This is a genomic window from Paraferrimonas sedimenticola, assembly GCF_002282855.1.
GTDB classification, from domain to species: Bacteria; Pseudomonadota; Gammaproteobacteria; order Enterobacterales; family Shewanellaceae; genus Paraferrimonas; species Paraferrimonas sedimenticola.
This window is the reverse complement of the sequence record NZ_NRIR01000011.1, coordinates 22,019-45,155: the sequence shown is the minus strand read 5'-3', so window position 1 is coordinate 45,155 and position 23,137 is coordinate 22,019. Positions and strand designations below refer to the sequence as shown.

The 23,137-nt window shown below is 49.6% G+C and carries 19 protein-coding genes; 5 read left to right on the top strand and 14 right to left on the bottom strand.

Translation table 11 applies throughout. The features are described 5' to 3' along the window. Nucleotides 1–9 precede the first annotated feature (9 nt). From rsmG to rpmH, 9 genes are all read right to left on the bottom strand, one after another. Nucleotides 10–633, bottom strand: coding sequence for a 16S rRNA (guanine(527)-N(7))-methyltransferase RsmG (gene rsmG / locus CLC93_RS16205; RefSeq protein WP_095507035.1), 624 nt, complete (start codon nucleotides 631–633; stop codon nucleotides 10–12). An 84-nt stretch (nucleotides 634–717) separates the two neighbouring features. Beyond that, nucleotides 718–2,607: a tRNA uridine-5-carboxymethylaminomethyl(34) synthesis enzyme MnmG gene (mnmG, locus tag CLC93_RS16200; protein WP_095507034.1), complete on the bottom strand. Its 1,890-nt coding sequence runs from the start codon at nucleotides 2,605–2,607 to the stop codon at nucleotides 718–720. A gap of 440 nt (nucleotides 2,608–3,047) precedes the next feature. Next, the gene (gene mioC / locus CLC93_RS16195) at nucleotides 3,048–3,479 is read right to left on the bottom strand and encodes an FMN-binding protein MioC (protein WP_095507033.1); all 432 of its coding nucleotides are present in this window, start codon (nucleotides 3,477–3,479) and stop codon (nucleotides 3,048–3,050) included. A gap of 63 nt (nucleotides 3,480–3,542) precedes the next feature. Beyond that, nucleotides 3,543–4,004, bottom strand: a complete 462-nt coding sequence (locus CLC93_RS16190) for a GyrI-like domain-containing protein (protein ID WP_095507032.1) — start codon at nucleotides 4,002–4,004, stop codon at nucleotides 3,543–3,545. A 114-nt stretch (nucleotides 4,005–4,118) separates the two neighbouring features. Then, complete coding sequence (gene mnmE, locus CLC93_RS16185) at nucleotides 4,119–5,489, bottom strand: tRNA uridine-5-carboxymethylaminomethyl(34) synthesis GTPase MnmE (protein WP_095507031.1); 1,371 nt, start codon at nucleotides 5,487–5,489, stop codon at nucleotides 4,119–4,121. Between the two features lie 47 nt (nucleotides 5,490–5,536). Continuing rightward, on the bottom strand, nucleotides 5,537–7,159 hold the full coding sequence (yidC, locus tag CLC93_RS16180; protein ID WP_095507030.1) for a membrane protein insertase YidC: 1,623 nt from the start codon (nucleotides 7,157–7,159) through the stop codon (nucleotides 5,537–5,539). Between the two features lie 3 nt (nucleotides 7,160–7,162). After that, entirely contained in the window at nucleotides 7,163–7,417 is a 255-nt protein-coding gene (gene yidD, locus CLC93_RS16175; protein WP_095507029.1) for a membrane protein insertion efficiency factor YidD, read from the bottom strand. Beyond that, the gene (gene rnpA, locus CLC93_RS16170; RefSeq protein ID WP_095507028.1) at nucleotides 7,384–7,740 is read right to left on the bottom strand and encodes a ribonuclease P protein component; all 357 of its coding nucleotides are present in this window, start codon (nucleotides 7,738–7,740) and stop codon (nucleotides 7,384–7,386) included. Before rnpA ends, yidD begins: the two co-directional genes overlap by 34 nt. A 20-nt stretch (nucleotides 7,741–7,760) precedes the next feature. After that, nucleotides 7,761–7,898 carry a 50S ribosomal protein L34 gene (rpmH, locus tag CLC93_RS16165; RefSeq protein ID WP_095499575.1) on the bottom strand — a complete coding sequence of 46 codons (138 nt, stop codon included), beginning with the start codon at nucleotides 7,896–7,898 and terminating at the stop codon, nucleotides 7,761–7,763. Between the two features lie 448 nt (nucleotides 7,899–8,346). Here rpmH and dnaA point away from each other — a divergent pair, with 448 nt between their 5' ends. Genes dnaA through gyrB form a run of 4 tightly spaced genes read left to right on the top strand, consistent with a single transcriptional unit; the run spans nucleotide 8,347 to nucleotide 14,389 of the window. Next, nucleotides 8,347–9,732 carry a chromosomal replication initiator protein DnaA gene (dnaA, locus tag CLC93_RS16160; protein ID WP_095507027.1) on the top strand — a complete coding sequence of 462 codons (1,386 nt, stop codon included), beginning with the start codon at nucleotides 8,347–8,349 and terminating at the stop codon, nucleotides 9,730–9,732. A 23-nt stretch (nucleotides 9,733–9,755) separates the two neighbouring features. Next, nucleotides 9,756–10,856, top strand: a complete 1,101-nt coding sequence (gene dnaN, locus CLC93_RS16155) for a DNA polymerase III subunit beta (RefSeq protein WP_095507026.1) — start codon at nucleotides 9,756–9,758, stop codon at nucleotides 10,854–10,856. A gap of 12 nt (nucleotides 10,857–10,868) precedes the next feature. Continuing rightward, entirely contained in the window at nucleotides 10,869–11,966 is a 1,098-nt protein-coding gene (recF, locus tag CLC93_RS16150) for a DNA replication/repair protein RecF (protein ID WP_095507025.1), read from the top strand. 2 nt (nucleotides 11,967–11,968) lie between these two features. Beyond that, entirely contained in the window at nucleotides 11,969–14,389 is a 2,421-nt protein-coding gene (gene gyrB / locus CLC93_RS16145; RefSeq protein ID WP_095507024.1) for a DNA topoisomerase (ATP-hydrolyzing) subunit B, read from the top strand. Nucleotides 14,390–14,490: 101 nt separating this feature from the next. Here the strand turns inward: gyrB and glyS are convergent, their stop codons facing one another. Both glyS and glyQ read right to left on the bottom strand, forming a co-directional pair. Beyond that, nucleotides 14,491–16,554, bottom strand: coding sequence for a glycine--tRNA ligase subunit beta (gene glyS / locus CLC93_RS16140; protein WP_095507023.1), 2,064 nt, complete (start codon nucleotides 16,552–16,554; stop codon nucleotides 14,491–14,493). A 1-nt stretch (nucleotide 16,555) separates the two neighbouring features. Then, nucleotides 16,556–17,473, bottom strand: a complete 918-nt coding sequence (gene glyQ / locus CLC93_RS16135; protein ID WP_095507022.1) for a glycine--tRNA ligase subunit alpha — start codon at nucleotides 17,471–17,473, stop codon at nucleotides 16,556–16,558. Between the two features lie 122 nt (nucleotides 17,474–17,595). Between glyQ and CLC93_RS16130 the strand changes: the two genes are divergently transcribed. After that, the gene (locus tag CLC93_RS16130; protein ID WP_095507021.1) at nucleotides 17,596–18,162 is read left to right on the top strand and encodes a DNA-3-methyladenine glycosylase I; all 567 of its coding nucleotides are present in this window, start codon (nucleotides 17,596–17,598) and stop codon (nucleotides 18,160–18,162) included. Between the two features lie 66 nt (nucleotides 18,163–18,228). Here CLC93_RS16130 and CLC93_RS16125 read toward each other — a convergent pair whose 3' ends face one another. The 3 genes from CLC93_RS16125 to codA form a co-directional block, all read right to left on the bottom strand. Beyond that, entirely contained in the window at nucleotides 18,229–21,417 is a 3,189-nt protein-coding gene (locus tag CLC93_RS16125) for an amidohydrolase family protein (RefSeq protein ID WP_245837184.1), read from the bottom strand. Between the two features lie 104 nt (nucleotides 21,418–21,521). Next, the gene (gene tusA / locus CLC93_RS16120; protein ID WP_095507077.1) at nucleotides 21,522–21,767 is read right to left on the bottom strand and encodes a sulfurtransferase TusA; all 246 of its coding nucleotides are present in this window, start codon (nucleotides 21,765–21,767) and stop codon (nucleotides 21,522–21,524) included. Between the two features lie 97 nt (nucleotides 21,768–21,864). Further along, on the bottom strand, nucleotides 21,865–23,127 hold the full coding sequence (gene codA / locus CLC93_RS16115; RefSeq protein ID WP_095507019.1) for a cytosine deaminase: 1,263 nt from the start codon (nucleotides 23,125–23,127) through the stop codon (nucleotides 21,865–21,867). Nucleotides 23,128–23,137: the final 10 nt, after the last annotated feature.

Here is a 23,137-nt window from a genome sequence, read left to right as displayed (position 1 = left end):
ATCTCACCTTCATTCAGCATTTTTGCTGACGTAAACCAAGTGACGCGGCTCATTCAGGCGCGGCACGGTCAATTGTTCAATACGATCTACAGTAAACTGAGCCGGAACTTGGCTCATTTCTGCGTCGTCTAAATTGGCTTTCAAAGCCATGAAACAGCCATCGACGTTCGGTAAATGCTGGCACCAGTGCAGCATGTCACTAAGCGAGGCAAACGCTCGACTTAATACCATATCAAAACCTGAGTCGCTGTGATATTCCTCGACTCTAGATTGTGTCGGCACAATATTGGTCAAACCCAGTTCCAGCTTAACCTGTTTTTGAAATCGAATGCGCTTGCCCAAACTGTCTAGCAGCACAAACTCTTTGTCCGGATTTAATATGGCCAGTGGAATCCCAGGTAATCCAGGTCCTGTGCCTACGTCGATGAATCGCTCACCCTTCAAATAGGGAGATACCGCCAGACTATCGAAAATATGGCGAACCATCATCTGACGAGGATCGCGAACGGAAGTCAGGTTGTAGGCTTTGTTCCATTTGTCCAGCAAACCGACAAAGTCGAGTAGTTGCTGTTTTTGACGATCGCTGGCGGTTAAACCGAGCTGGGACAAGCCCTCATCTAATAAGGATTGCACTAAGAACGTCTCGAAAATTAGGGTAACGCTATATTATGAAGGGGCTCTCTTGGGAAAGAAAGCCCCAATCACTGGGGCTGTGGCTTAACCCGCTTTTTTCAGCAGGCCAAGTTTTTTGAGGTGAACCAATAGAATTGATATTGCCGCCGGTGTAACACCGGAAATTCGCGACGCTTGGCCTATGGTGTCCGGTTTGTGCTCGTTGAGCTTGGCTATCACTTCGTTAGATAGTCCAGGTACGGTTTGGTAATCCAGATCAAACGGCAAGCCAGTATTTTCGTTGCGCACCGCTTTTTCGATCTCATCTTGCTGGCGTTGAATATAACCGGCGTATTTCACCTGAATTTCCACCTGTTCAGCGGCTTTTTCATCGTTAACAGCTGGGCCAAAGCCTTCGATAGACATCAGTTGCTGATAGTCCAGATCTGGGCGACGTAGCAGCTCTTCGAAGCTGGCTTCACGACTGATCGGCGTTTTCAAATGGGGGTTTAGTCCTTCCACCAGCGGTGAGGTAGGGAACACATACTCGCTGCGCAGACGTTGCAGCTCAGTTTCTATGGTCTCTTGTTTCTCACAGAAGGCCGCCCAACGCTCATCGTCAATTAAACCAAGCTTTCGGCCTTGTTCAGTCAGACGTAAATCGGCGTTGTCTTCGCGCAATAGCAAGCGATATTCGGCGCGCGAAGTAAACATGCGGTAGGGTTCTTTGGTGCCCAGGGTCGACAGATCGTCAACCAGTACACCGAGATAAGCTTGATCGCGGCGCGGACTCCAACTGTCTTTGTCTTGGGCTTGCAAGCTAGCGTTCATCCCCGCTAGCAACCCTTGAGCGCCAGCTTCTTCGTAGCCTGTAGTACCGTTGATTTGCCCTGCAAAGAACAAGCCCTGAATAGACTTAGTCTCCATGGTGTTTTTCAGATCTCTTGGATCGAAGAAATCGTACTCAATAGCGTACCCTGGGCGAACAATCTTGGCGTTTTCAAATCCTTTGATGGAGTGCACCAGCGCTAGCTGAACATCGTAAGGCAAACTGGTGGAAATACCGTTGGGATAGATCTCACAGGTGTTAAGCCCTTCAGGCTCAACGAAAATTTGGTGTGAATCGCGCTCGGCAAAGCGCATGATCTTGTCTTCAATCGACGGACAATAACGTGGCCCAACCCCTTCGATAACACCCGAATACATAGGACTGCGATCCAGTCCCGAGCGAATGATGTCGTGGGTTTGGGCATTGGTGTGGGTGATAAAACAACTGATCTGCTGCGGTTGCTGCTCGCGTTTGCCAATAAAGGAAAATACCGGAGTCGGGTTATCGCCTGGCTGCTCTTGCATCACCGAAAAATCTAAACTTTTGGCATCGAGTCGAGGCGGAGTACCGGTTTTAAGACGCCCTACGCGTATAGGAAGCTCTCGTAAGCGTGCAGCTAACCCCATAGACGCAGGATCGCCTGCGCGGCCTCCCTCGTAGTTCTCAAGGCCGATATGAATCTGTCCGGCTAAGAAGGTTCCTGCGGTGAGCACTACAGTTTTGGCACCAAAAGCCAATCCCATTTGAGTGACAACTCCAGATACTCGTTCTTGTTCTAGGGTTATGTCTTCTACGGATTGCTGGAAAATATCCAGATTTGGCTGGTTTTGCAGAATGTTTTGGATCGCTTGACGATACAAAGCGCGATCTGCTTGAGCGCGAGTCGCACGTACTGCTGGTCCTTTTGAGGAGTTTAATGTGCGAAATTGAATCCCGGCGTGATCAATAGCAGTCGCCATCGCACCACCAAGGGCGTCGATCTCTTTAACCAAATGGCCCTTGCCGATCCCGCCGATCGCCGGGTTACAAGACATTTGCCCTAAAGTGTCTACATTCTGGGTTAACAGAAGTGTTTTAGATCCCATGCGTGCAGCTGCTAAAGCAGCCTCAGTACCTGCGTGACCACCACCAACAACAATGACGTCATAGTGCTCGTGAAACTGCATAAGATCCTCAAAATGAACCGATGAAAAATAAGGGCGCGTATTCTACCACTATAGGCGGCTTCTGGTGAACGATCTTTCGATCGCTAAATTCTCAGTGGATCAAATGGCCCTGACTAAATAGATCTTAAGATCTTTATATAGATCTTTTTATTATTATGTCTATTAAAGGGACTGTTTTCTGTGGAAAACCCAGATAAATCATTTAAAACATGAGGTTATGAAAGATCTAAGCTGTGAATAAGCTTGGATCAATTGTGCGAAAAGCTGGGATCAAAATCGGCTTTTATCCACAAGCGGATCAAGGCGTGGATCTATCCACAGATCTATTCGAATCTAAAAGCCGAGTTTAATTTTCTTATCCACATCTTTTGATCCTGATGATCACCAAATGTGGATAAGTTATGTGGTAACTGGGGGTATCTTGGTAGTTATTCTAGGTGTTAGATCGAGTTGATCCAGCTTTTTGCCCATTCCAATGCAGGATCCTCCGGTGTTGGATCCTGCTGAATGTCGATCTCGATCTTATCCACAATCGGTTCAGCGCCCAGTTCAAGCATGATGGTTTCGATAATTTTGCCTGCGCCGCAAAAAGTGTCGTAACTCGAGTCACCAATGGCACAAATGGCGAATTTTACCTGAGATAGGTCGGGCTTTTGCTGCTCCAAAGTGGCGTGAAACGACAACAAATTATCGGGTAATTCTCCAGCGCCATGGGTCGAGGTGACAAATAACCAAGGCTGATCGCTTGCTAGTTCGTCTAGGGCAGGCGAGCTGTGAATTTGGGTAGCGACATCGATATTCTGGCAATGCTCGGCGATTTCATCAGCGATAAACTCAGCACCACCGAGCGTGGTACCTACTATGATTTCCATGTTTACGTCCTAAATATGGGCTGTTTGGCGGCATTGTAACCTGAGCATCCAAGGATTCCACGATCAGATTTTTGCAATTGGTATCTGGATTTCGGTGAGGTATTTATTCGGATTTCCTTTGAAAATCATCCCTGGGCCTTTAAAAAACACCTCTCGATAGGGTAGTTCTGGGCGATATCCTTGGGCTTCTATGTAGCTAAACACTTTGGCATAGCTTTGGCTGAGCGTCTGATAACTGCCTTGGTGGACCAAACAGACGAATAATCCTCCGGCTAAGGTACGGCTTTCGACTTTACCGGATAATGCTTGTTTTACCGGTAAACAGGACTCGATATCGGCATTGTCAGACTTGTACTCGCTATCGTAATACAAGTTGAACGCCTTGCCTGCGGCATACCTAGCGGCGCTTCGATACAGGTGCTTCATCGCTTTACCAGTGTCCTGATAGCTGCCAGACCAGCGTTGGCTGACCACTTCAATAGAGGGTAATTGGCGTTCTTCGATGGTTTGCTGGGATGGGGTCATTGTGCTTTTTCAAATGGGCAGTACAAGCTATTAAGAATAGTCGCGAACGCCAATACGCATAAAAAAACGGGTACCCTAGGTACCCGCTTTACGACAGTCATCTGCTAAGACTAACTACTTACCGATGCAAAATGAGGTAAATATTCGACCGAGCAAATCGTCAGAGCTAAATTCGCCGGTGATTTCGCTCAAGGCTTGCTGGGCCATTCGAAGCTCTTCTGCCAATAATTCGCCCGCGTGGAAAACCTGAAGTTGCTGCTCACCCAGATCCAAATGTTCGGCGGCCACTGCTAATGCGTCCAAGTGTCTGCGCCTAGCGCTAAAGCCACCCTCGGTCGCACCTTGATAGCCCATACAGTCTTTTAGGTGTTGTTTTAGCGCCTCTAATCCCAAACCGGTTTTAGCGGATAAGCGATAGACGGGGTGGCCGTGATCGCTGATCACTTCCAGACTTTCACCGGTGACATCCGCTTTGTTGCGCACTACGGTCAAACCCATATTTTCGGGTAAACGCGCGGTAAAGTCGGGCCAAATTTTCATGGGATCCAGCTCGTCTGTAGTGGTGCCATCAACCATAAACAAGACGCGATCCGCCTGCTCGATTTCTTCCCAGGCGCGCTCAATACCGATTCGTTCAACCGCGTCGCGAGCATCGCGTAAACCGGCGGTATCGATAATATGCAGTGGCATGCCATCTAGGTGAATCTGTTCACGGAGGACATCGCGTGTAGTACCGGCAATATCGGTGACAATCGCCGATTCTTTGCCCGCTAATGCGTTTAACAAAGAGGATTTACCGGCATTGGGACGGCCAGCGATGACCACTTTCATGCCTTCGCGGATCAATGCCCCTTGGTTGGCGCTTTTACGCACGCTAGCCAGCTCTTCAATGATGGCAGTTAAGTCACCTTGGACTTTGCCGTCGGATAGAAAGTCAATTTCCTCTTCGGGAAAGTCGATAGCCGCTTCAACGTAGATCCGCAGTTGAGTGACTGACTCAACCAGGCCATGGACCTTGTTAGAGAATTCACCTTGCAACGAATTGAGTGCACTTCGAGCCGCTTGCTCGGAAGTCGCGTCAATTAAATCCGCAATGGCTTCTGCCTGGGCTAAATCCAATTTGTCGTTGAGAAAAGCGCGCTCGCTAAATTCGCCAGGACGGGCAGGGCGCACCCCATCGACTGCCAGCGACGCTTGTACCAGCAAGTCCATGACGACTTGGCCACCGTGACCTTGCAGCTCAAGAACATCTTCGCCGGTAAAGGAATTGGGGCCTTTAAAGAACAGGGCAATGCCTTGGTCTACCGTTCGTCCTTCGGCGTCGTTGAATGGCAGATAACTGGCAATACGAGGCTTGGGGCATTCGCCCAAAACACGTTCGGCTACCTGAGTTGCAGCTGGACCAGATACGCGAACAATGCCAACCCCACCGCGCCCGGGGGCGGTCGCTTGAGCCACAATAGTGTCGGATGAAGAGAGTGTCATGGTTTTCCTAATAGAAAAAAGGCGACCCTTAGGTCGCCTTTAAAATGCTACTTAAGGCCTTTTTTCTCAAGGTCTCGGTAGATGTACATTTGCTGGGCAATCGCCACCAAGTTACCTACTAGCCAGTATAGAACCAGACCGGCTGGGAACCATACAAAGAATACGGTGAAGACCACTGGCATCCACTGCATCATTTTCTGCTGCATTGGATCCATAGTGGCTGGAACTGGCTGCATCTTCTGCATGGCGAACATAGAGGCACCCATTAGCAACGGCATTACAAAGTATGGGTCCATCACTGACAAATCTTCTAGCCATAGGAATGGTGCGTGGCGCAGTTCAACGCTTTCTAGCAGCACCCAGTAAAGTGCGATGAAGATAGGCATTTGCAGCAAGATAGGGAAACAACCGCCCATTGGGTTTACTTTCTCTTTCTTGTACAACTCCATCATAGCCTGACCCATCTTCTGGCGATCTTCGCCATAGCGGTCTTTCAAATCTTGTAGCTTAGGCTGAAGCTGACGCATTTTGGCCATCGAGGTGTACTGAGCTTTGGTCAGCGGGTACAGAAGACCGCGCACTGTCAGAGTCACCAAAATAATGGCCACACCCCAGTTAGTCACTAGGCCTTGGAAGAACATCAATACGGCATTGATTGGCAGCGCCAACCACCATAGGAAACCGTAATCTACAACCAGGTTCAGAGTTTCTGAAATAGCGGACAGGGCGTCTTGGTCTTTAGGACCGACGTACAGTTGAGCGCTGATTTCGGCTTTTTCGCCAGGGGCGATGTCTACCAGGTTACCGCGATAACCTATGTTGGCTTGACCGCCACTCACCACACTGGTGAACAATTTGTTTTGTTCATTCGCCGGTGGAACCCAAGCAGATACAAAGTAGTGTTGCAGCATGGCAACCCAACCACCTAGGGTTTGTTTGTCTAGGTTGGCTTTCGCCATATCCTCAAAGTCGTACTTCTCGTAGCGCACGTCAGTGGTCGAGAAAGCACCACCGCGATAGGTAGGCATCATCAGGTTCTTGGTTTCAGAACTGATGGACTGCTTAAGCTGACCGTACATTTGCAGCTGCAAAGGTGCTGCAGAGGTATTGTCGATAAGGTAGCTAACCTTGATGTCGTATTGACCACGAGTCAGAGTGAAACGCTTAACGTAAACTACGCCATTGTCAGCGGTGTGGGATAAATCAACTACAAGCTCATTTTGACCTTCGGCCAAGTCAAAGCGTTGGCTGCTAGCACTGAAAGCCGCACGGCCTTTGCTGCTAGAGTCGATGCCATCGCGACCAATCAGACCGCTTTGAGCAATGTAGTTAAAACCACTGCCTTGCTCAAAGATAACGAATGGGTCTTCGCCATCCAGTTCTTTCATGTGGGTTAGCAGGGCCGCATAAACGACGTCGCCACCAACAGGGTTAATGTGCAGTTCTAGCTGGTCGGTGTAGACCTTGATCAGGTCTTCAGACACAGCTTGGGTGTCAGTGATAGCACTGTCGGCCATGGGGACATCGGCCGCTTGACCGCTAGCTTGATCTAGGCTCTGGCTTGCCTGAGTCGTTTGAGGTTGCGGGTTTTGTTCCGCCGACCATTGCTGCCAGAGAAAGAAACTGACTAACAACAAGCCAATCAGCAGTATATTGCGTTGAGATTCCATAGCCTATTTATTACACCTATCGTGTTTATTGGGGACGGGGTCGTGCCCGCCTGGATGTAAAGGGTGACATTTTAATATGCGTTTGATGCTTAACCAACAACCTTTTGCAGTTCCGTGCGTTTTTATCGCTTCGATCGCATATTGGGAACAGGTGGGAGTGAATCGACAGCGCGGTCCAATGAGTGGACTAATTAGCAGCTGGTAGCCGCGAACCAGTTTAATAACTAGCCATTGCAACGGCGACTGAGTTTGCGCCATAGCTTGGTTACCATTTTGTGGATTTGTTCGTTGTCCATATTCTGCATGTCTTTTTTGCAGATGGCCACGATATCAACCGCGGGAAGGTCGTGTTGGTGTTGTCTAAAACTCTCTCTGATCAAGCGTTTTACGCGATTGCGACGACAAGCCAGTTTGATTTGTTTTTTGGCCACAGTTAATCCCAGCCGCGGGTGCTCACTCTTGTTGGGCACAGCTAGCAAGGTAATTTGTGGAGTCGAAGCCCTAACGGGATTAGAAAAGACGTTTTGGAAATTTTTGGGAGTTAACAGACGTAACTCCCGAGGAAAGGTGTAAGAATTCACCTTTTTTTACCAGTTCTAGCTTATACAGCTAGGCTAGCACGACCTTTAGCACGGCGACGAGCCAATACTTTGCGGCCATTTTTAGTTGCCATACGAGCGCGGAAGCCGTGAGTACGCTTGCGCTTCAGGTTCGTTGGTTGAAAAGTACGTTTACTCATTGGAGGCAATCCGTCTTCAAGTTAGTTAAGTTTACGCCATCGCTACCTATATAAAGGCAAGCTTGGCAAAAAAAGAGGCCGAATTGTAATCACTTTATCCAGACGCGTCAACAGAATTGCCGCTCAATCCTCGAATTAATCGCAATTGAGCAGATCTGCATCGGTTGCCTGGACGCCTCTTGTGGATAAGTTTGTGGATCACCACAAGATGTAGTGTTGTTTACACTAGATAGTCGGATCCTGTGGATAATTGTAGCGATCGATCCCAGCTCCCGTCCAGCGGCGTTTTGAAGCCGATCGCAATTATTTATTCAGGCGTCGATCGATGAGGATCTCGGCGATCACAAGTTAGGATCAGGCTGTTGATAAATACTGTTAAACGGTAGCGATCCGACACTCAGATAGATAGAATATCCACATTAACAAGGATCCAACTGGGGATAAAAAAGTGGCTGTTTCGCTTTGGCAGCAATGTTGTGGGCAACTTCAGGACGAATTGCCGGCACAACAATACAATATGTGGATCCGTCCTCTACAAGTTGAATTGGTTCAAGATACCTTGGTGTTATACGCACCAAATCGCTTTGTACTGGATTGGGTTAGGGATAAATATCTCAACATTATTAACCAATTTCTGAGTGACACTCTAGGTAGTGACGCGCCGACACTGCGTTTTGAAGTCGGTAGTCGACCTAAGCCGGCACCGACACCAGCGCCTGCGCCTCAACCTGTGGCTGCGGCGCCTAAGCCTGTGAGCCAACCGGCAGCACCGAAAGCGCCGGCGCCTACAGCGAAAGCTGAGCAACCGAGTCACCGCAGCAATATCAATCCGACTTATCAGTTCGACAACTTCGTTGAAGGTAAATCTAACCAACTCGGCCGTGCGGCGGCGATGCAGGTGGCAGCCAATCCTGGTGGCGCTTACAACCCGCTGTTTTTGTACGGTGGTACCGGTTTGGGTAAAACTCACTTGTTACACGCAGTGGGTAACGGCATTGTTGAGAACAATCCTGATGCCAAAGTGGTGTACATGCATTCTGAGCGCTTTGTGCAGGACATGGTTAAAGCGCTGCAGACCAATGCCATCGAAGATTTCAAACGCTATTACCGCAGCGTCGATGCCCTGCTAATTGATGACATTCAATTCTTTGCTAAGAAAGATCGTACTCAAGAAGAGTTCTTTCACACCTTTAACGCATTGCTTGAGGGCAACCATCAGATCATTTTGACCTCTGACCGTTACCCTAAGGAAATCGAAGGGGTAGAAGATCGCCTTAAGTCGCGCTTTGGTTGGGGCTTAACGGTTGCTATTGAACCGCCAGAGCTAGAAACTCGCGTGGCGATTTTGATGCGCAAAGCCGAAGAGAGCGGCATTCACCTTCCTGACGAAGTAGCCTTCTTTATTGCTAAACGCCTGCGTTCAAACGTGCGCGAGCTAGAGGGCGCGCTTAATCGCGTGATTGCAAATGCCAACTTCACCGGTCGTCCAATTACTATCGACTTTGTTCGCGAAGCGCTGCGCGACCTGTTGGCCTTGCAAGAAAAGCTAGTGACCATCGACAACATTCAAAAGACCGTTGCCGAGTACTACAAAATTAAAGTGGCGGACTTGTTGTCTAAACGCCGTTCGCGCAGTGTGGCACGTCCTCGTCAGGTGGCGATGGCATTGGCCAAAGAGCTGACCAACCACAGTTTGCCGGAAATTGGTGATGCCTTTGGTGGACGGGATCACACCACAGTGTTGCACGCTTGTCGTAAGATTGAGCAGCTACGCGAAGAAAGTCATGATATAAAAGAAGATTATGCCAATCTGATTCGGACCTTGTCGTCTTAAAGTCATTAGGGAATAGGTAAACCATGAAATTTACTATCAATAGGGACAGTTTATTAAAGCCAATTCAGCTGGTATCTGGAGCGGTTGAAAGGCGACATAACCTTCCTATTTTGTCTAACATCCTAGTGGAAGTAAGTACTGACCAACTAAAGCTTACTGGTACAGACTTAGAAGTGGAATTGGTGGGCCATGCCAGCCTTGAAGGCGACGTGGTTGAAGGTCGCACGACGGTTCCCGCCAAAAAGTTTCTCGATATCATCCGTTCCTTACCGGACAACGCCGAAGTAAAAGTCGAGCAGCAAGAAAATCGTCTGCTTATTCGCTGTGGCCGTTCGCGCTTCTCGCTGGCAACCTTGCCGGCAGAAGAGTATCCAAACGTCGACGATTGGAATCCGAGTATCGAATTCACCATTACTCAGGGAACTCTGAAGTCGCTAATCGACGCCACCCAGTTCTCTATGGCGAACCAGGACGTACGCTACTACCTCAATGGTTTGTTGTTGGAAACCGAAGGCAACACCCTGCGTGCGGTAGCTACCGATGGTCACCGTTTGGCCTTGAGCTATCGACTGATCGAAGCCTCACTACCAGAGAAACAAGTGATTGTGCCTCGCAAAGGTGTGATTGAGTTGTCGCGTTTGTTTGAGTCAGAAGATGCCAGTATTCACATTGCCATTGGTGAGAATTCCATTCGCGCAGTGACCGAGCAAGCGACGTTAACCAGCAAGCTGGTAGACGGACGCTTCCCGGATTATCGTCGCGTGCTGCCAAAAGGCGGCGACAAAGTCGTGGTTGCCGATCGCGAGTGGCTGCGCCAGTGCTTGTTGCGCGCATCGATTCTTTCCAACGAGAAGTTCCGTGGCGTGCGGGTTCAGCTTGAAAGCGACATTCTCAAAATTACCGCCAATAACCCAGAGCAGGAAGAAGCCGAAGAAATCATGGACGTGGATTACCAAAACACGGACCTGGAAATTGGCTTTAACGTGAGTTATTTGTTGGATGTCATGAACAGTCTGCCGTCAAAAGACGTGCGCATCACACTCATCGACGGTAACTCCAGTGCCCTCATCGAAAACCATGATCAAGAAGACTCTATGTACGTGGTTATGCCGATGCGTTTGTAATCTACGGCGAACATGAGTCTGCGTCAGCTTTCGCTGCACAACTTTCGCAATTTTGATTCAGCCCGTCTGGCTCTCGCCGATGGGCTGAATCTTATTTACGGCGACAACGGTTCGGGTAAAACCTCTTTACTCGAAGCTTTGTACTTTCTCGGTATGGGGCGCTCGTTTCGCAGTCATTTAAGCCAGCGGATGATCCGCAACGACACCAGCCAAACCACAGTGTTTGCAGAGGTCCGCCAAGGAGACACCATCCACAAGGTCGGTATTGCTCGCGACCGAGCTGGTGAAACCCAAATCCGCATCGATGGCGCTAAGGCCGCCAAGCTCTCGGAAATGGCCGAATCACTACCAATTCAGGTCATCACACCCGAGAGCTTTTCGCTGCTGTTTGAAGGCCCTAAGGCTCGTCGCCAATTCATCGATTGGGGAGTGTTTCACTCTCATCCTCAGTTCCACGCTATGTGGGTTGCTAGTCGGCGTGCTATACGTCAGCGCAACGTGCTGCTAAAACGCCGTGCAAGCGCTGCTGAGCTGTCAATTTGGGACAAAGAACTGGTGCGTTTTGGCGAGCAGGTTAGTGCACTGAGAAATGCGTATGTGGCCTCGTTAAATGACGTATTAAAAGGTATAATCAACCAGTTTCTTCCTCGCTTAGATGTGCGTGTTTCCTTTTATCAAGGATGGGATAAAACAAAGTCGCTGGAAAGCGTATTATCCGATAGTTATCAAAGGGATATTGAGTTAGGTTATACGGTGACCGGTCCTCATAAGGCAGACCTTAGACTCAAGGTCGGTACTCTGCCTGCGCAGGATGCCCTTTCCAGGGGCCAACTAAAATTGCTGGTTTGCGCATTACGTATCGCCCAAGGGCGCCTTTTGACACAGCAAACCGGAAAAAACAGTATTTATTTGGTGGATGATTTGCCATCGGAATTGGACAAACAGCACAGACGTTTGCTGCTTAGCCAATTGCATGAAACTGGGGCTCAGCTGCTGGTAACAGCGATTGAGCCACAAGCAATCATCGACTCACTCGACGCGCCACCGGCCAAGGTGTTTCACGTGAAACGCGGCCTCGTCGAAGAAGTAGAATCAACAAATGAGAGATAATTATGTCTGAGAACAGTTACGATTCGTCCAGTATTAAGGTCCTTAAAGGACTGGATGCGGTGCGTAAACGCCCCGGCATGTACATTGGTGATACCGATGACGGCACCGGCTTGCACCACATGGTGTTTGAGGTAGTAGATAACTCAATTGACGAAGCCCTTGCAGGCCACTGTGAAGACATTGTGGTAACCATTCATAGCGACGGCTCTGTTTCTGTAAAAGATGACGGTCGTGGTGTTCCGACGGATATTCACCCGGAAGAGGGTGTTTCGGCCGCAGAAGTTATCATGACGGTTCTGCACGCTGGCGGTAAGTTTGACGACAATTCCTACAAGGTATCCGGTGGTTTGCACGGCGTAGGTGTTTCGGTAGTAAACGCACTGTCTGACAAGCTGGTATTGACCATTGGTCGCGCCGGCGGCCTGCACCAGCAAACTTATCATTTGGGCGAGCCTGAAGCGCCACTAGCGCAGATAAGCGAAACCGAGAAAACCGGTACTGAGCTTCGCTTCTGGCCAAGCGACACCATTTTTAGCGACACCACTTTCCACTACGAGATTCTGGCAAAACGTCTGCGCGAGCTGTCGTTCTTGAACTCTGGTGTGTCGATTCGTCTGCATGACGAGCGCGATGGTAAGTCCGATCACTTCATGTACGAAGGTGGTATTAGCGCCTTTGTTGACTACCTGAACCGCAACAAGACGCCGGTAAACAAGTCAGTATTTCACTTCACCCAAGAGCGCGAAGACGGAATTACCGTCGAAGTGGCTATGCAGTGGAACGACGGTTTCCAGGAAAGCATTTTCTGTTTTACCAACAACATTCCTCAGCGCGACGGTGGTACTCACCTAGCTGGTTTCCGTAGTGCCTTGACTCGTAACCTAAACAGTTACATCGAGCGCGAAGGTTTGAACAAGAAGAACAAGCAAGCGGGCAACGCCACCGGTGATGATGCTCGTGAAGGTCTAACCGCGGTTATCTCGGTTAAAGTGCCCGATCCTAAGTTCAGCTCGCAAACCAAAGACAAGTTGGTGTCATCTGAAGTGAAAGGTGCGGTTGAGCAAACCATGAGTGAAAAGCTCAACGACTTCCTATTAGAAAACCCAGTCGACGCCAAAACCATTGTTGGCAAAATCATGGATGCAGCCCGTGCTCGCGAAGCGGCGCGCAAAGCTCGTGAGATGACTCGCCGTAAGGGCGCGCTAGATTTGGCTGGTCTGCCAGGTAAGTTGGCAGATTGCCAAGAAAAAGACCCAGCGCTTTCTGAACTCTACATTGTGGAGGGTGACTCGGCCGGCGGATCCGCCAAACAGGGCCGAAACCGTAAGAACCAAGCGATTTTGCCGCTGAAGGGTAAAATTCTAAACGTAGAGAAAGCGCGCTTCGACAAGATGCTGTCTTCGCAAGAAGTCGCCACTCTGATTACCGCCATGGGTTGTGGTATCGGTCGCGATGAATACGATCCAGATAAAACTCGCTATCACAACATCATCATCATGACCGATGCTGACGTCGACGGCTCGCACATTCGTACCCTGCTGTTGACCTTCTTCTTCCGTCAAATGCCAGAGATGATCGAGCGTGGTTATATCTATATTGCTCAACCGCCTTTGTACAAGGTGAAAAAGGGCAAGCAAGAGCAGTACCTGAAAGACGATCCAGCGCTGACTCAGTACTTGACTACTTTGGCCTTGGACAACGCCGGCATTCACTCAAATGCTACCGCTCCAGCTATCAGTGGTGCGCCGTTAGAGCAGTTGGTTGGCCAGTATCGCGAAGTAGAGGGCATTATTGCCCGCCTAGAGCGTCGCTTCCCAGTTAAGGTAATGGACCGCATTATCTATCAGCCACGCATGGACGAAGCCGCTGCAGGTGACGAAGCTAAGCTACAAACTTGGTTGGATGCTCTGGTTGCTGAGCTAACCGAACAAGAAGTGGATGGTGCTCTGTACTCAGGACGAGTGATTACCGAAGACACCGGCGCTAAAGCTGCTCAAATCACCATTCGCCAGCACGGTATTGACCGCCATTATGCGTTCAACAAAGATTTCTTCCTGAGCGGCGATTACAACCGCATTGCAAGCCTAGGCGAGGCCATCGTCGGCTTGATAGAAGAAGACGGCTATGTGCGCCGTGGAGAGCGTTCTAAGCCTGTTGATAACTTTGTGGAAGCATTGAATTGGTTGATGAACGAATCTAAGCGCGGATTGTACATTCAACGCTATAAAGGACTGGGTGAAATGAACCCTGACCAGCTTTGGGAAACCACCATGGATCCAGAAGCGCGTCGTATGTTGCAAGTTACCGTAGAAGACGCAGTGGCAGCGGATCAGCTGTTTACTACGCTCATGGGCGACCACGTAGAACCACGCCGTGATTTCATCGAATCTAACGCGCTTAACGTGGCCAACTTGGACGTTTAATCGGATCCTTTTCTGGGATCGAAAAAGCCGCTCAATCGAGCGGCTTTTTTATGTGGATAACTTTGTTGATAGGGGATCGAGTGCGATCCCCTTTTTTGCGCTTATTGTAGTACCGAAATATCGGCGACTAACAAGAAACGATCACGCAGTTGATTTAGCAGAGACAGACGGTTTTGTTTCACCGCTGGATCTTCTGCCATCACCATTACCTGGTCGAAGAAGTTATCGACGTCGTCGCGCAAAGTCGACAATTCAGTTAGCACAGACTGGTAATCACCTGAAGCGGCTTTCGCTTCTAATCCCTGACTCACTTTGGTTAGCGCGTCGGCCAATTGCACTTCAGCGGCTTCGGTCAGCAATTCAGGGTTAAGTGAATCGCTTAACTCACCGTCGTACTTGGCCAAAATATTGCTCACGCGCTTATTGGCTGCTGCCAGTGCTTGGGCTTGCTCCAATTGCTTGAATGCCGTTACCGCGTTAACGCGCAAATCAAAGTCGTACGGACGAGAAGGGCGACGGGCCAACACTGCTTGAATCACATCAACTGAGAAGCCGTTGTCCTGGTACCAGCTTCTAAAGCGGCCAAAACAGAATTCCAACACGTCGTTTAGGCAGTTGTCGTTGCTCAGGTTGTCACCGTGCTGCTCTACTGCGAATTGAAGCAGTTCGCGCAGGTCTAGCGGCAATTGGTTTTCCATGATGATACGCAGGGTACCAATGGAAGCACGACGCAGTGCAAACGGGTCTTTGTCCCCTTTTGGCGGCTGATTGATACCAAAGATACCGGTTAAGGTGTCCAGCTTCTCAGCCAGAGCAACTGCGATGGATACCGCTTCGCTTGGTACTCGGTCACCAGAAAACTTAGGTAGGTATTGTTCGCTAATCGCAAGCGCCACACTCTCGGCTTCACCGTCTAGGCGAGCGTAGTGCATACCCATGATGCCTTGAGTGTCGGTGAACTCCATCACCATCTCGGTCATCAGGTCGGCTTTAGACAGAAGACCAGCGCGCTTGGCTGCATCAGAGTCACTATCCAATTGGCTGGCAATAAAGCCGGCAATTGCGCTGATGCGCTCAGAACGTTGCTTCAAGGTACCCAGTTGCTTTTGGAAGATAACGCTTTCCAAACTATCAACGCGATCCGCTAGCTTATGCTTTTGGTCGGTGTTGAAGAAGAACTCAGCATCGGCGAGGCGAGGGCGTACCACTTTCTCGTTTCCTTCGATGACCTGTTGAGGGTCGTTAGACTCGATGTTAGAAACGAAAATGAAGCGGTTGTTGAGTTTGCCTTGCTCGTCGTAAACCGGGAAGTACTTCTGGTCGCTCTTCATGGTGTAGACCAAAGCTTCTGCTGGCACTTTTAGGAACTTGTCGTCGAAATTGGCAGTCAGTACGACTGGCCACTCAACCAGAGAAGTCACTTCTTCCAGTAGGTCGTCTTCCATGTCGGCGATACCACCAGCAGCCTCTGCGGCTTTGGTGACTTCAGCGGCGATGAATTCTTTGCGAGCCTGGTAATCAGCGATCACTTTTCCTTGCTCTTTAAGAAGCTCAAGGTATTGATCTGCATGATTAATCTCTAAACTAGCTTGACCCATGAAGCGGTGGCCTTGCAGGGTTCGCGCTGAACGAACACCTAAGGCTTCGGCATCAATAAGCTGGTCACCGTATAGCAAAGTTAGCGTGTGCACAGGGCGAATGAATTGGTCACGCGTGCTGCCCCAGCGCATTGGCTTAGGAATTGGCAGTTTAGCGATAGCCTGTTTAACCATGTCAGGCATGACTTCAACAATGCTTTTGCCTTTGACTTCGGCTTTGTGAAGCAACCACTCACCTTTATCGGTAACAAAGCGCTGTGCTTGGTCAACGGTAATGCCGTTGGACCGCGCCCAGCCTTCTGCGGCTTTGGTAGGCTTGCCATCAGCATCAAATGCGGCCTTAACCGAAGGACCTTTCTTCTCAACCACCTTGTCGGCTTGGCGCTCGGCCAGTTGCTTAATGCTTACCGCTAGACGACGTGGAGAGGCGTACCACTGGCTGGATTCAAATTGAAACTCGGCTTGGTTTAGCTGGTCAACAATGTTGTCGGCCAAGCTGGTTGCAAGCTGACGCAAGGCTTTTGGAGGTAGCTCTTCGGTACCCAGTTCAATTAGGAAGTTTTGCATTCTATTTCTCTTCCTTATCGGCGCACATAGGGAAGCCAATGGCTTCGCGGGAAGCGTAGTAAGCTTCGGCAACCGCTTTAGACATGGTGCGCACGCGCAGAATATAGCGTTGACGCTCGGTCACCGAAATAGCGTGACGGGCGTCGAGTAGGTTAAAGGCGTGGCTCGCTTTGATCACTTGTTCGTAAGCTGGCAAAGGTAAAGCTGGCTCAAGTGCCAATAACTCATTACAGGCTTGTTCGCACTGATCGAAAGTCGCGAATAGCACCTCTACGTTGGCGTGCTCAAAGTTGTATGTGGATTGCTCAACTTCGTTTTGATGGAACACGTCGCCGTAGGTGATTTTGCCCATTGGGCCATCGGTCCATACTAGGTCGTAAACCGAATCCACGCCTTGAATGTACATGGCCAAACGCTCTAGACCATAGGTGATCTCACCAGTGACAGGGGAGCACTCTAAGCCACCCACTTGCTGGAAGTAGGTAAACTGAGTCACTTCCATACCGTTTAGCCAAACTTCCCAACCCAAGCCCCAGGCGCCCAAAGTTGGGCTTTCCCAGTTGTCTTCAACGAAGCGAATGTCGTGAATGCTAGTGTCGATACCCAGGGCGCGCAGAGAGCCAAGGTATAGTTCTTGGATATTGTCTGGCGATGGTTTGAGCATCACTTGAAATTGGTAGTAGTGCTGCAGACGGTTAGGGTTTTCACCGTAACGGCCGTCAGTTGGACGACGGCATGGCTGCACGTAGGCCGAGCTCATTGGCTCAGGTCCAATCGCCTTTAAGAAGGTCATCGGGTGGAAAGTACCAGCGCCTACTTCCATGTCTAACGGTTGTACAACGGCGCAGCCCTGTTGCGCCCAGTAATCTTGCAGAGCAAGAATAAAGCCCTGAAAGGTTTTTATGTCGTATTTAGGCATGATGGCTTTGAATATCCAGCAATAGTTTTATCGATAAAATTAACCGACAAAGTATACCTTGTCAGTGTTTGGGAATGTAGGTTAATTTTTAGATAGGCTAGGAAAAATCAACAGGATGCAATATGCAACGATGTGGCTGGGTAAGTGACGATCCCATCTATCAAGAATATCACGATAAGGTTTGGGGTAGGCCTGTGTACGATGAGCGCGAGTTGTTTGCCAAATTGTGCCTTGATGGACAGCAAGCCGGCTTATCATGGATAACAATTTTAAAGAAGCAGGCTAACTACGAGAAAGCCTTTGACGGTTTCGACCCATACAAGATTGCACTGTACGATGAAGCCAAAGTTGAAGCATTACTGCAAGACAAAGGAATTGTCCGCAATCACCTCAAGGTGCAATCCATCATTCGCAACGCCAAAGGCTATATTGCGTTGAAAGAGCAGGGCGTAGATTTCAGCGAGTTTTTATGGAGCTTCATAGGTGGGGAGCCAAGACTCAATGCTTGGAAGAGTATGGACGAGTTGCCAGCTCAAACCCCTGAGTCAGAAGCCATGTCCAAAGCGCTTAAAAAAGCCGGGTTTAACTTTGTAGGACCGACCATTTGTTATGCCTTTATGCAAGCGGTGGGCATGGTCAATGACCATGAAGTGGGTTGTCACTGCTATCCAAGACAAAAGACTGACTAATTGTTTCACGTGAAACATTAAAAAAGGGAAGCCAGCTGGCTTCCCTTTTTGTTGCCTAGATGCCGGTTATTCTTGTTCGAAGTAAAAGGCTTTACGCTGTGTTTTATCACCATTTAGTTGGTTCATGGTTTCTGCGTCAAACAGGCGGCCATTGACCATGGTGAAACGCACTTTGTCGGTTTGGCGTATGTCTTTTAGCGGATCACCGTCGATTACGATAATGTCAGCTAGCTTGCCCGGGGTCAGGCTGCCCAACTGATGGTCCATGCCGAAATGCGTGGCTGGATTAATGGTCGCAGTCTTTAAGGCTTGCAACGGCGTCATGCCGCCTTGCTCAAACATCCATATTTCCCAATGAGCGCCGAGACCTTCTCGTTGGCCATGCGCGCCAATCGCGGAGTTAACACCAACTTGTATTAGTTCGTTAGCAACGCGAGCGACGTTAAAGTGGTTATAGTGTTCGTCAGGTGCGGTGGTCACACGCATAGAGCGAACATTCAAAATTTCAGATGGGACATACTTAGTTAGGCGAGGGTGCGACCAAACGTCAGTTTTATCGTACCAGTAGTTTTCACCCCAGATACCACCGTATGCCACAACCAACGTAGGCGTGTGGCCTACCTTAGTTTGTCCCCAGAACTGCAGAATGTCGTCATAGATAGCGCCTACAGGTAAGGAGTGCTCCACGGTTGTGTGGCCGTCGGCAATCATACTCAAGTTGTGCTGCAGCAAACTGCCACCTTCGGGCACCACCATCATTCCCAACTCTCGCCCTGCCTGAATCACTTGTTGACGCTGATTGCGGCGAGGCTGGTTATAGCTCTTCACACTGATAGCACCCACTTTTTGCAACCGCTCCAAATGGAACTTTGCATCATCCAGTGAATCTACGTGCGAGGTATAACCGGCGCCATGGGCACCGTATAGAATGGTACCCGTGCTAAAAATACGTGGTCCAACCGAGATACCCGCTTTTTGTCGCTCGGCGGCGGCAAATATCTCAGTGGTATCATTTGATGGGTCGTGAATACTGGTTACGCCTAGGGCTAAGCCAGCATAGTTGATCCAGTTTTGCTGAGGAATGATTTCGTTTTGGCCCTGACCACCGTGTGCATGGGCATCGAAAAGCCCAGGCATAATGGTTTGGCCACTGATATCAATAATTTGCGCATTGGCTGGAATATGGGTGTCATCGACATTACCCACTGCAACAATCTTATTGTCTTGAACCACTACCGTGCCATTGGCAATGACTTTTTCACCTTCCATAGTAATCACTTGGCCGCCGGTAAAGGCGACTGTTCCACGTGGAACATAACTCTTTTGGGTGAAACCAATATCTGTAATCGTTAGCTGTTCTTTGGCTTGGGCTTCATCTGTTTGGTAATTGGTGTCGACTTTCGCTGTGAACAGCTCTGGGCCCAAAGTCCAATGCAGCGATTGATTGTCACCACCCCAACTAATGCTCTCTCCAGCACGCTGTGACAGTTGAGTCACAGGAAGGTTGTTGGCTTGTGGGCCGATTACGACAGTTTCACCATGCTTAGCAAATGGTGTGATAAACACCTTAAATCGCTCAGCAAACGCCAAGTGCTTTCCATCTGGCGAGACTCGGAATTCCGTTGCTAGCTTGCTGGTGTAGTGGGTACGAGCATCGTAGCCATTCATTCCGACCGAGCTCAACTTCTGCTCTTTGCCGCTTTCCATAAAGTAAACGCGGTCGTTGCTGGCGCCAAATTGCGGCTGGAAACCTTTGCGACTGATGCGCTCAGGTGTGCCCTTATTAACGGCGACTTTGTAAAGGCCTGGGTTTTGCGACCAAGTTTTAGGGAGAAGATAACCGCCCCCGGCCTTGCGATACACCACGGTTTCACCATCAGGAGAGAAGGTGGGTTCTACGTATTTACCAGGCTCTTGTGTGAGCGCTTTGGAGCGGCCGTTGCGAACCGTTACGACGCGTATTTCACCTTGTTTCTGGTCGTTCCAAGTCGAGAATACGATGGACTTACCGTCGCGAGACCACTGCGGCCATAGTTCGTCGAACTCATCGTCTAGCTTGGTTAGACGCTTCATTTTACCGTTGGGAAGCTCTTTTAGCCAAAGTTTACCCATGGCTTCAAATACTACCTTTTCACCATCCGGTGATACTTGGGCTTGGCGAAGCATTTTGACGTCAAACTGGTCTTGGTCTAAGTCTTTTTTGAAGCGCAAAGACGGCTGTATTTGCTTCTCGGCTTTGACATGAAACGGAATGGTATCAAGCTGTCCGTCCTTTACCGCAACTTTGTTTAGACCGCCCTTGGCCCAGAAGAATATTTCCTTGTTATCGCTTGTCCATGAAAGGGTGGGGTAGACACCGTGAATCGCCCATGTCTCTTGCATATCGCGGTCGAGGTGGTCAGTGACTTTACGATGGTTACCCGACTCCAAATCCATGACGTACAGGGTAGATTGGAAGCCATCGCGCTTAATATAGGCCAACTGTTTACCATCTGGGCTTGGCGTTGGGCGAATAGCGCCGCCGGTACCTTGAATTAGCACCTCGATTTCGCCGCTAGCGCGGTCGTAGCGCTTGATCTTATAAATGCCTTGAACCGAGTCTTTAGAGTAGTGAAAGGTTTTGCCCGGAGTGTCATCTTGACTGAAGTAAATGTATTTACCATCCGGTGAAAAAGCGGGTTCGCCCAAGTCTTTCTGATCGTTTGGACGCTCGGTAAGTTTTACCCCAGAGCCGCCTTCAACGTGGTACATCCACACCTCGCCGGCACCTAGGCTACGGGTGCCTGTAAAGTGCTTACGAGCCACTAGGTATTTTCCATCTGGGCTCCAAGCTGGGCTGTTTAGCAGACGAAACGTCTCGTTGGTAACCGCGCGAGGGTTAGAGCCATCGGCGTTCATGATCCATATGTTATCTCCGCCGCCTTGATCTGAGGTAAACGCAATGGTTTTACCGTCTGGGCTGAATACAGGTTGCATGTGCCAAGCGATACCCTTGATCAGTGGCGTCGCCTCACCTCCTTTGGCTGGCATGCTGTAAATATCACCTAACAAGTCAAATACTATGGTCTTGCCGTCAGGAGACAGGGACACATTCATCCAAGTCCCCGATTTGGTATCGATTTGTATGGTTTCTAACGGCGCGTTAGCGGGTGCGTTGACATCCCAACTTGGGGCTTTGGCATCGTCATCGGCTAAGGCGGTAGGAACTGAAAACACTGCGGCAATGCACAGACTTATCAGGCTTTTGTTCATCATCATTCTCGGCGTTGATTGTTATATTTTTGCGCTACTAGTTATCGCACAAATTGCCGACAATTGATAATTTTTAGTGGGGAATTGATAGAGATGAGAAAGGGCGGTTAGCCGCCCTTTTTAATGAGATATTGAAAAGGGGAAGCGTCGATCTGCTTGGCAACCAAAGTGTGGTCCATAAACTCGCAAAAACTGGGAATGTCACGAGTGGTTGATGGGTCATCGGCAACAACCAACAAGGTTTCACCTTGGGTCATTTTACGCACGGTCTTTCTCACCATCATTACTGGCTCTGGACAGCGCAGGCCTAAGGCATCGAGATGGTGTTCGGCGTTTTCAAATGGGTCGGGCATCATATTGACTAAGGGTTCCTCTTCACACAGGCCTCAATTCTACTTGGATGCGCACTAATGGCCAACGCCATTTGCACAAACAGTGACCGCTTTAGCATTAACGAAAGTCGATTTGCTGATTTAGTGGGCCAAGTATCTCGCTGTGCGCCGGCTCAGTTTTGGCAATCACAATGCCTTTTCGAACGGAAAGCACTACCTCTGCTTGGCGGCGAAGCGCATCAAAGCCATTGCTGGCATTTAGCAATAGGAAGCTGGCTGGCAGACCTTGTGTTATACCGAACTTGGATAGGTTCAAGGCTTTAGCGGAGTGCTCGCTAATCAAGCGTAACCCTTGATTGATTTGCTCAAAGCCCATGATTTGGCAAACGTGCAGGCCCATATGCAGTACCTGCAGCATATTAGCGGTTCCAAGAGGGTACCAAGGGTCGAAGACATCGTCGTGGCCAAAGCAGACGTTAATATTGGCATCAAGCATCTCTTTTACTCGAGTTACTCCGCGGCGTTTTGGATAACTATCGAACCTTCCTTGTAAGTGAGTGTTAACTAGCGGGTTGGCGACAAAACTGATGCCGCTGCGTTTGAGCAGTCGAAATAGGCGCGATGCGTAAGCATTGTTGTAGGAATGCATGGCGGTGGTGTGGCTGGCAGTCACTCGATGGCCGATTTGATGCTCTAGCGCTAGGCAAGCCAGAGTTTCAACAAAGCGGCTTTGCTCGTCATCTATCTCGTCGCAATGAACGTCCACCAGCGCCTCGTACTCAAGCGCCAGTTCGATGGCAAAGTGCAGCGATTCAACACCGTATTCGCGGGTGTACTCGAAATGGGGGATGGCACCGACCACATCGGCACCTAGCTCCATCGCCTGTCGCATTAATGCCTTGCCATTAGGGTAAGAGAGAATGCCTTCTTGTGGAAACGCGACTATCTGCAGGTCGATGTAGTCAGCAATTTCTTGTTTTACTTCTAGCATGGCATGTAGAGCCATCAGGCTTGGATCTGAGACGTCTACATGGGTTCGCACGTGCTGAATTCCGTTGGCTATCTGCCAGGATAAGGTCTTGTGTGCACGAGCTTTGACGTCTTCAATATTGAGCACATTTTTGCGCTCAGCCCAACGTTCAATGCCCTCAAACAGGGTGCCAGATAAATTCCAATTGGGCTGCCCCGCAGTCTGGGTGGCATCTAAGTGGATGTGAGGTTCAACAAACGGACTGACGAGCAGCTTTTCGCGGGCATCATAGGCATCGCTGTCGACTTTTGGATTGGCATCCATGGCGCAGATGTCACTAAAAAGCCCCTGTTCGCAGCGGACACTCCACAAGCCGGGCTTATCGTTAAAGCGGGCGTTGATGATTTGCATGAGAACCTCG

Bases quoted from the DNA above. Each gene is read 5' to 3' on its own strand.
- mioC (WP_095507033.1), bottom strand. From the start codon at position 3,479: ATGGAAATCATAGTAGGTACCACGCTCGGTGGTGCTGAGTTTATCGCT.
- tusA (WP_095507077.1), bottom strand. From the start codon at position 21,767: ATGCCCGACCCATTTGAAAACGCCGAACACCATCTCGATGCCTTAGGC.
- CLC93_RS16130 (WP_095507021.1), top strand. From the start codon at position 17,596: ATGCAACGATGTGGCTGGGTAAGTGACGATCCCATCTATCAAGAATAT.
- CLC93_RS16125 (WP_245837184.1), bottom strand. From the start codon at position 21,417: ATGATGAACAAAAGCCTGATAAGTCTGTGCATTGCCGCAGTGTTTTCA.
- mnmG (WP_095507034.1), bottom strand. From the start codon at position 2,607: ATGCAGTTTCACGAGCACTATGACGTCATTGTTGTTGGTGGTGGTCAC.
- CLC93_RS16190 (WP_095507032.1), bottom strand. From the start codon at position 4,004: ATGACCCCATCCCAGCAAACCATCGAAGAACGCCAATTACCCTCTATT.
- gyrB (WP_095507024.1), top strand. From the start codon at position 11,969: ATGTCTGAGAACAGTTACGATTCGTCCAGTATTAAGGTCCTTAAAGGA.
- glyS (WP_095507023.1), bottom strand. From the start codon at position 16,554: ATGCAAAACTTCCTAATTGAACTGGGTACCGAAGAGCTACCTCCAAAA.
- glyQ (WP_095507022.1), bottom strand. From the start codon at position 17,473: ATGCCTAAATACGACATAAAAACCTTTCAGGGCTTTATTCTTGCTCTG.
- rpmH (WP_095499575.1), bottom strand. From the start codon at position 7,898: ATGAGTAAACGTACTTTTCAACCAACGAACCTGAAGCGCAAGCGTACT.
- codA (WP_095507019.1), bottom strand. From the start codon at position 23,127: ATGCAAATCATCAACGCCCGCTTTAACGATAAGCCCGGCTTGTGGAGT.
- yidD (WP_095507029.1), bottom strand. From the start codon at position 7,417: ATGGCGCAAACTCAGTCGCCGTTGCAATGGCTAGTTATTAAACTGGTT.
- mnmE (WP_095507031.1), bottom strand. From the start codon at position 5,489: ATGACACTCTCTTCATCCGACACTATTGTGGCTCAAGCGACCGCCCCC.
- dnaN (WP_095507026.1), top strand. From the start codon at position 9,756: ATGAAATTTACTATCAATAGGGACAGTTTATTAAAGCCAATTCAGCTG.
- yidC (WP_095507030.1), bottom strand. From the start codon at position 7,159: ATGGAATCTCAACGCAATATACTGCTGATTGGCTTGTTGTTAGTCAGT.
- recF (WP_095507025.1), top strand. From the start codon at position 10,869: ATGAGTCTGCGTCAGCTTTCGCTGCACAACTTTCGCAATTTTGATTCA.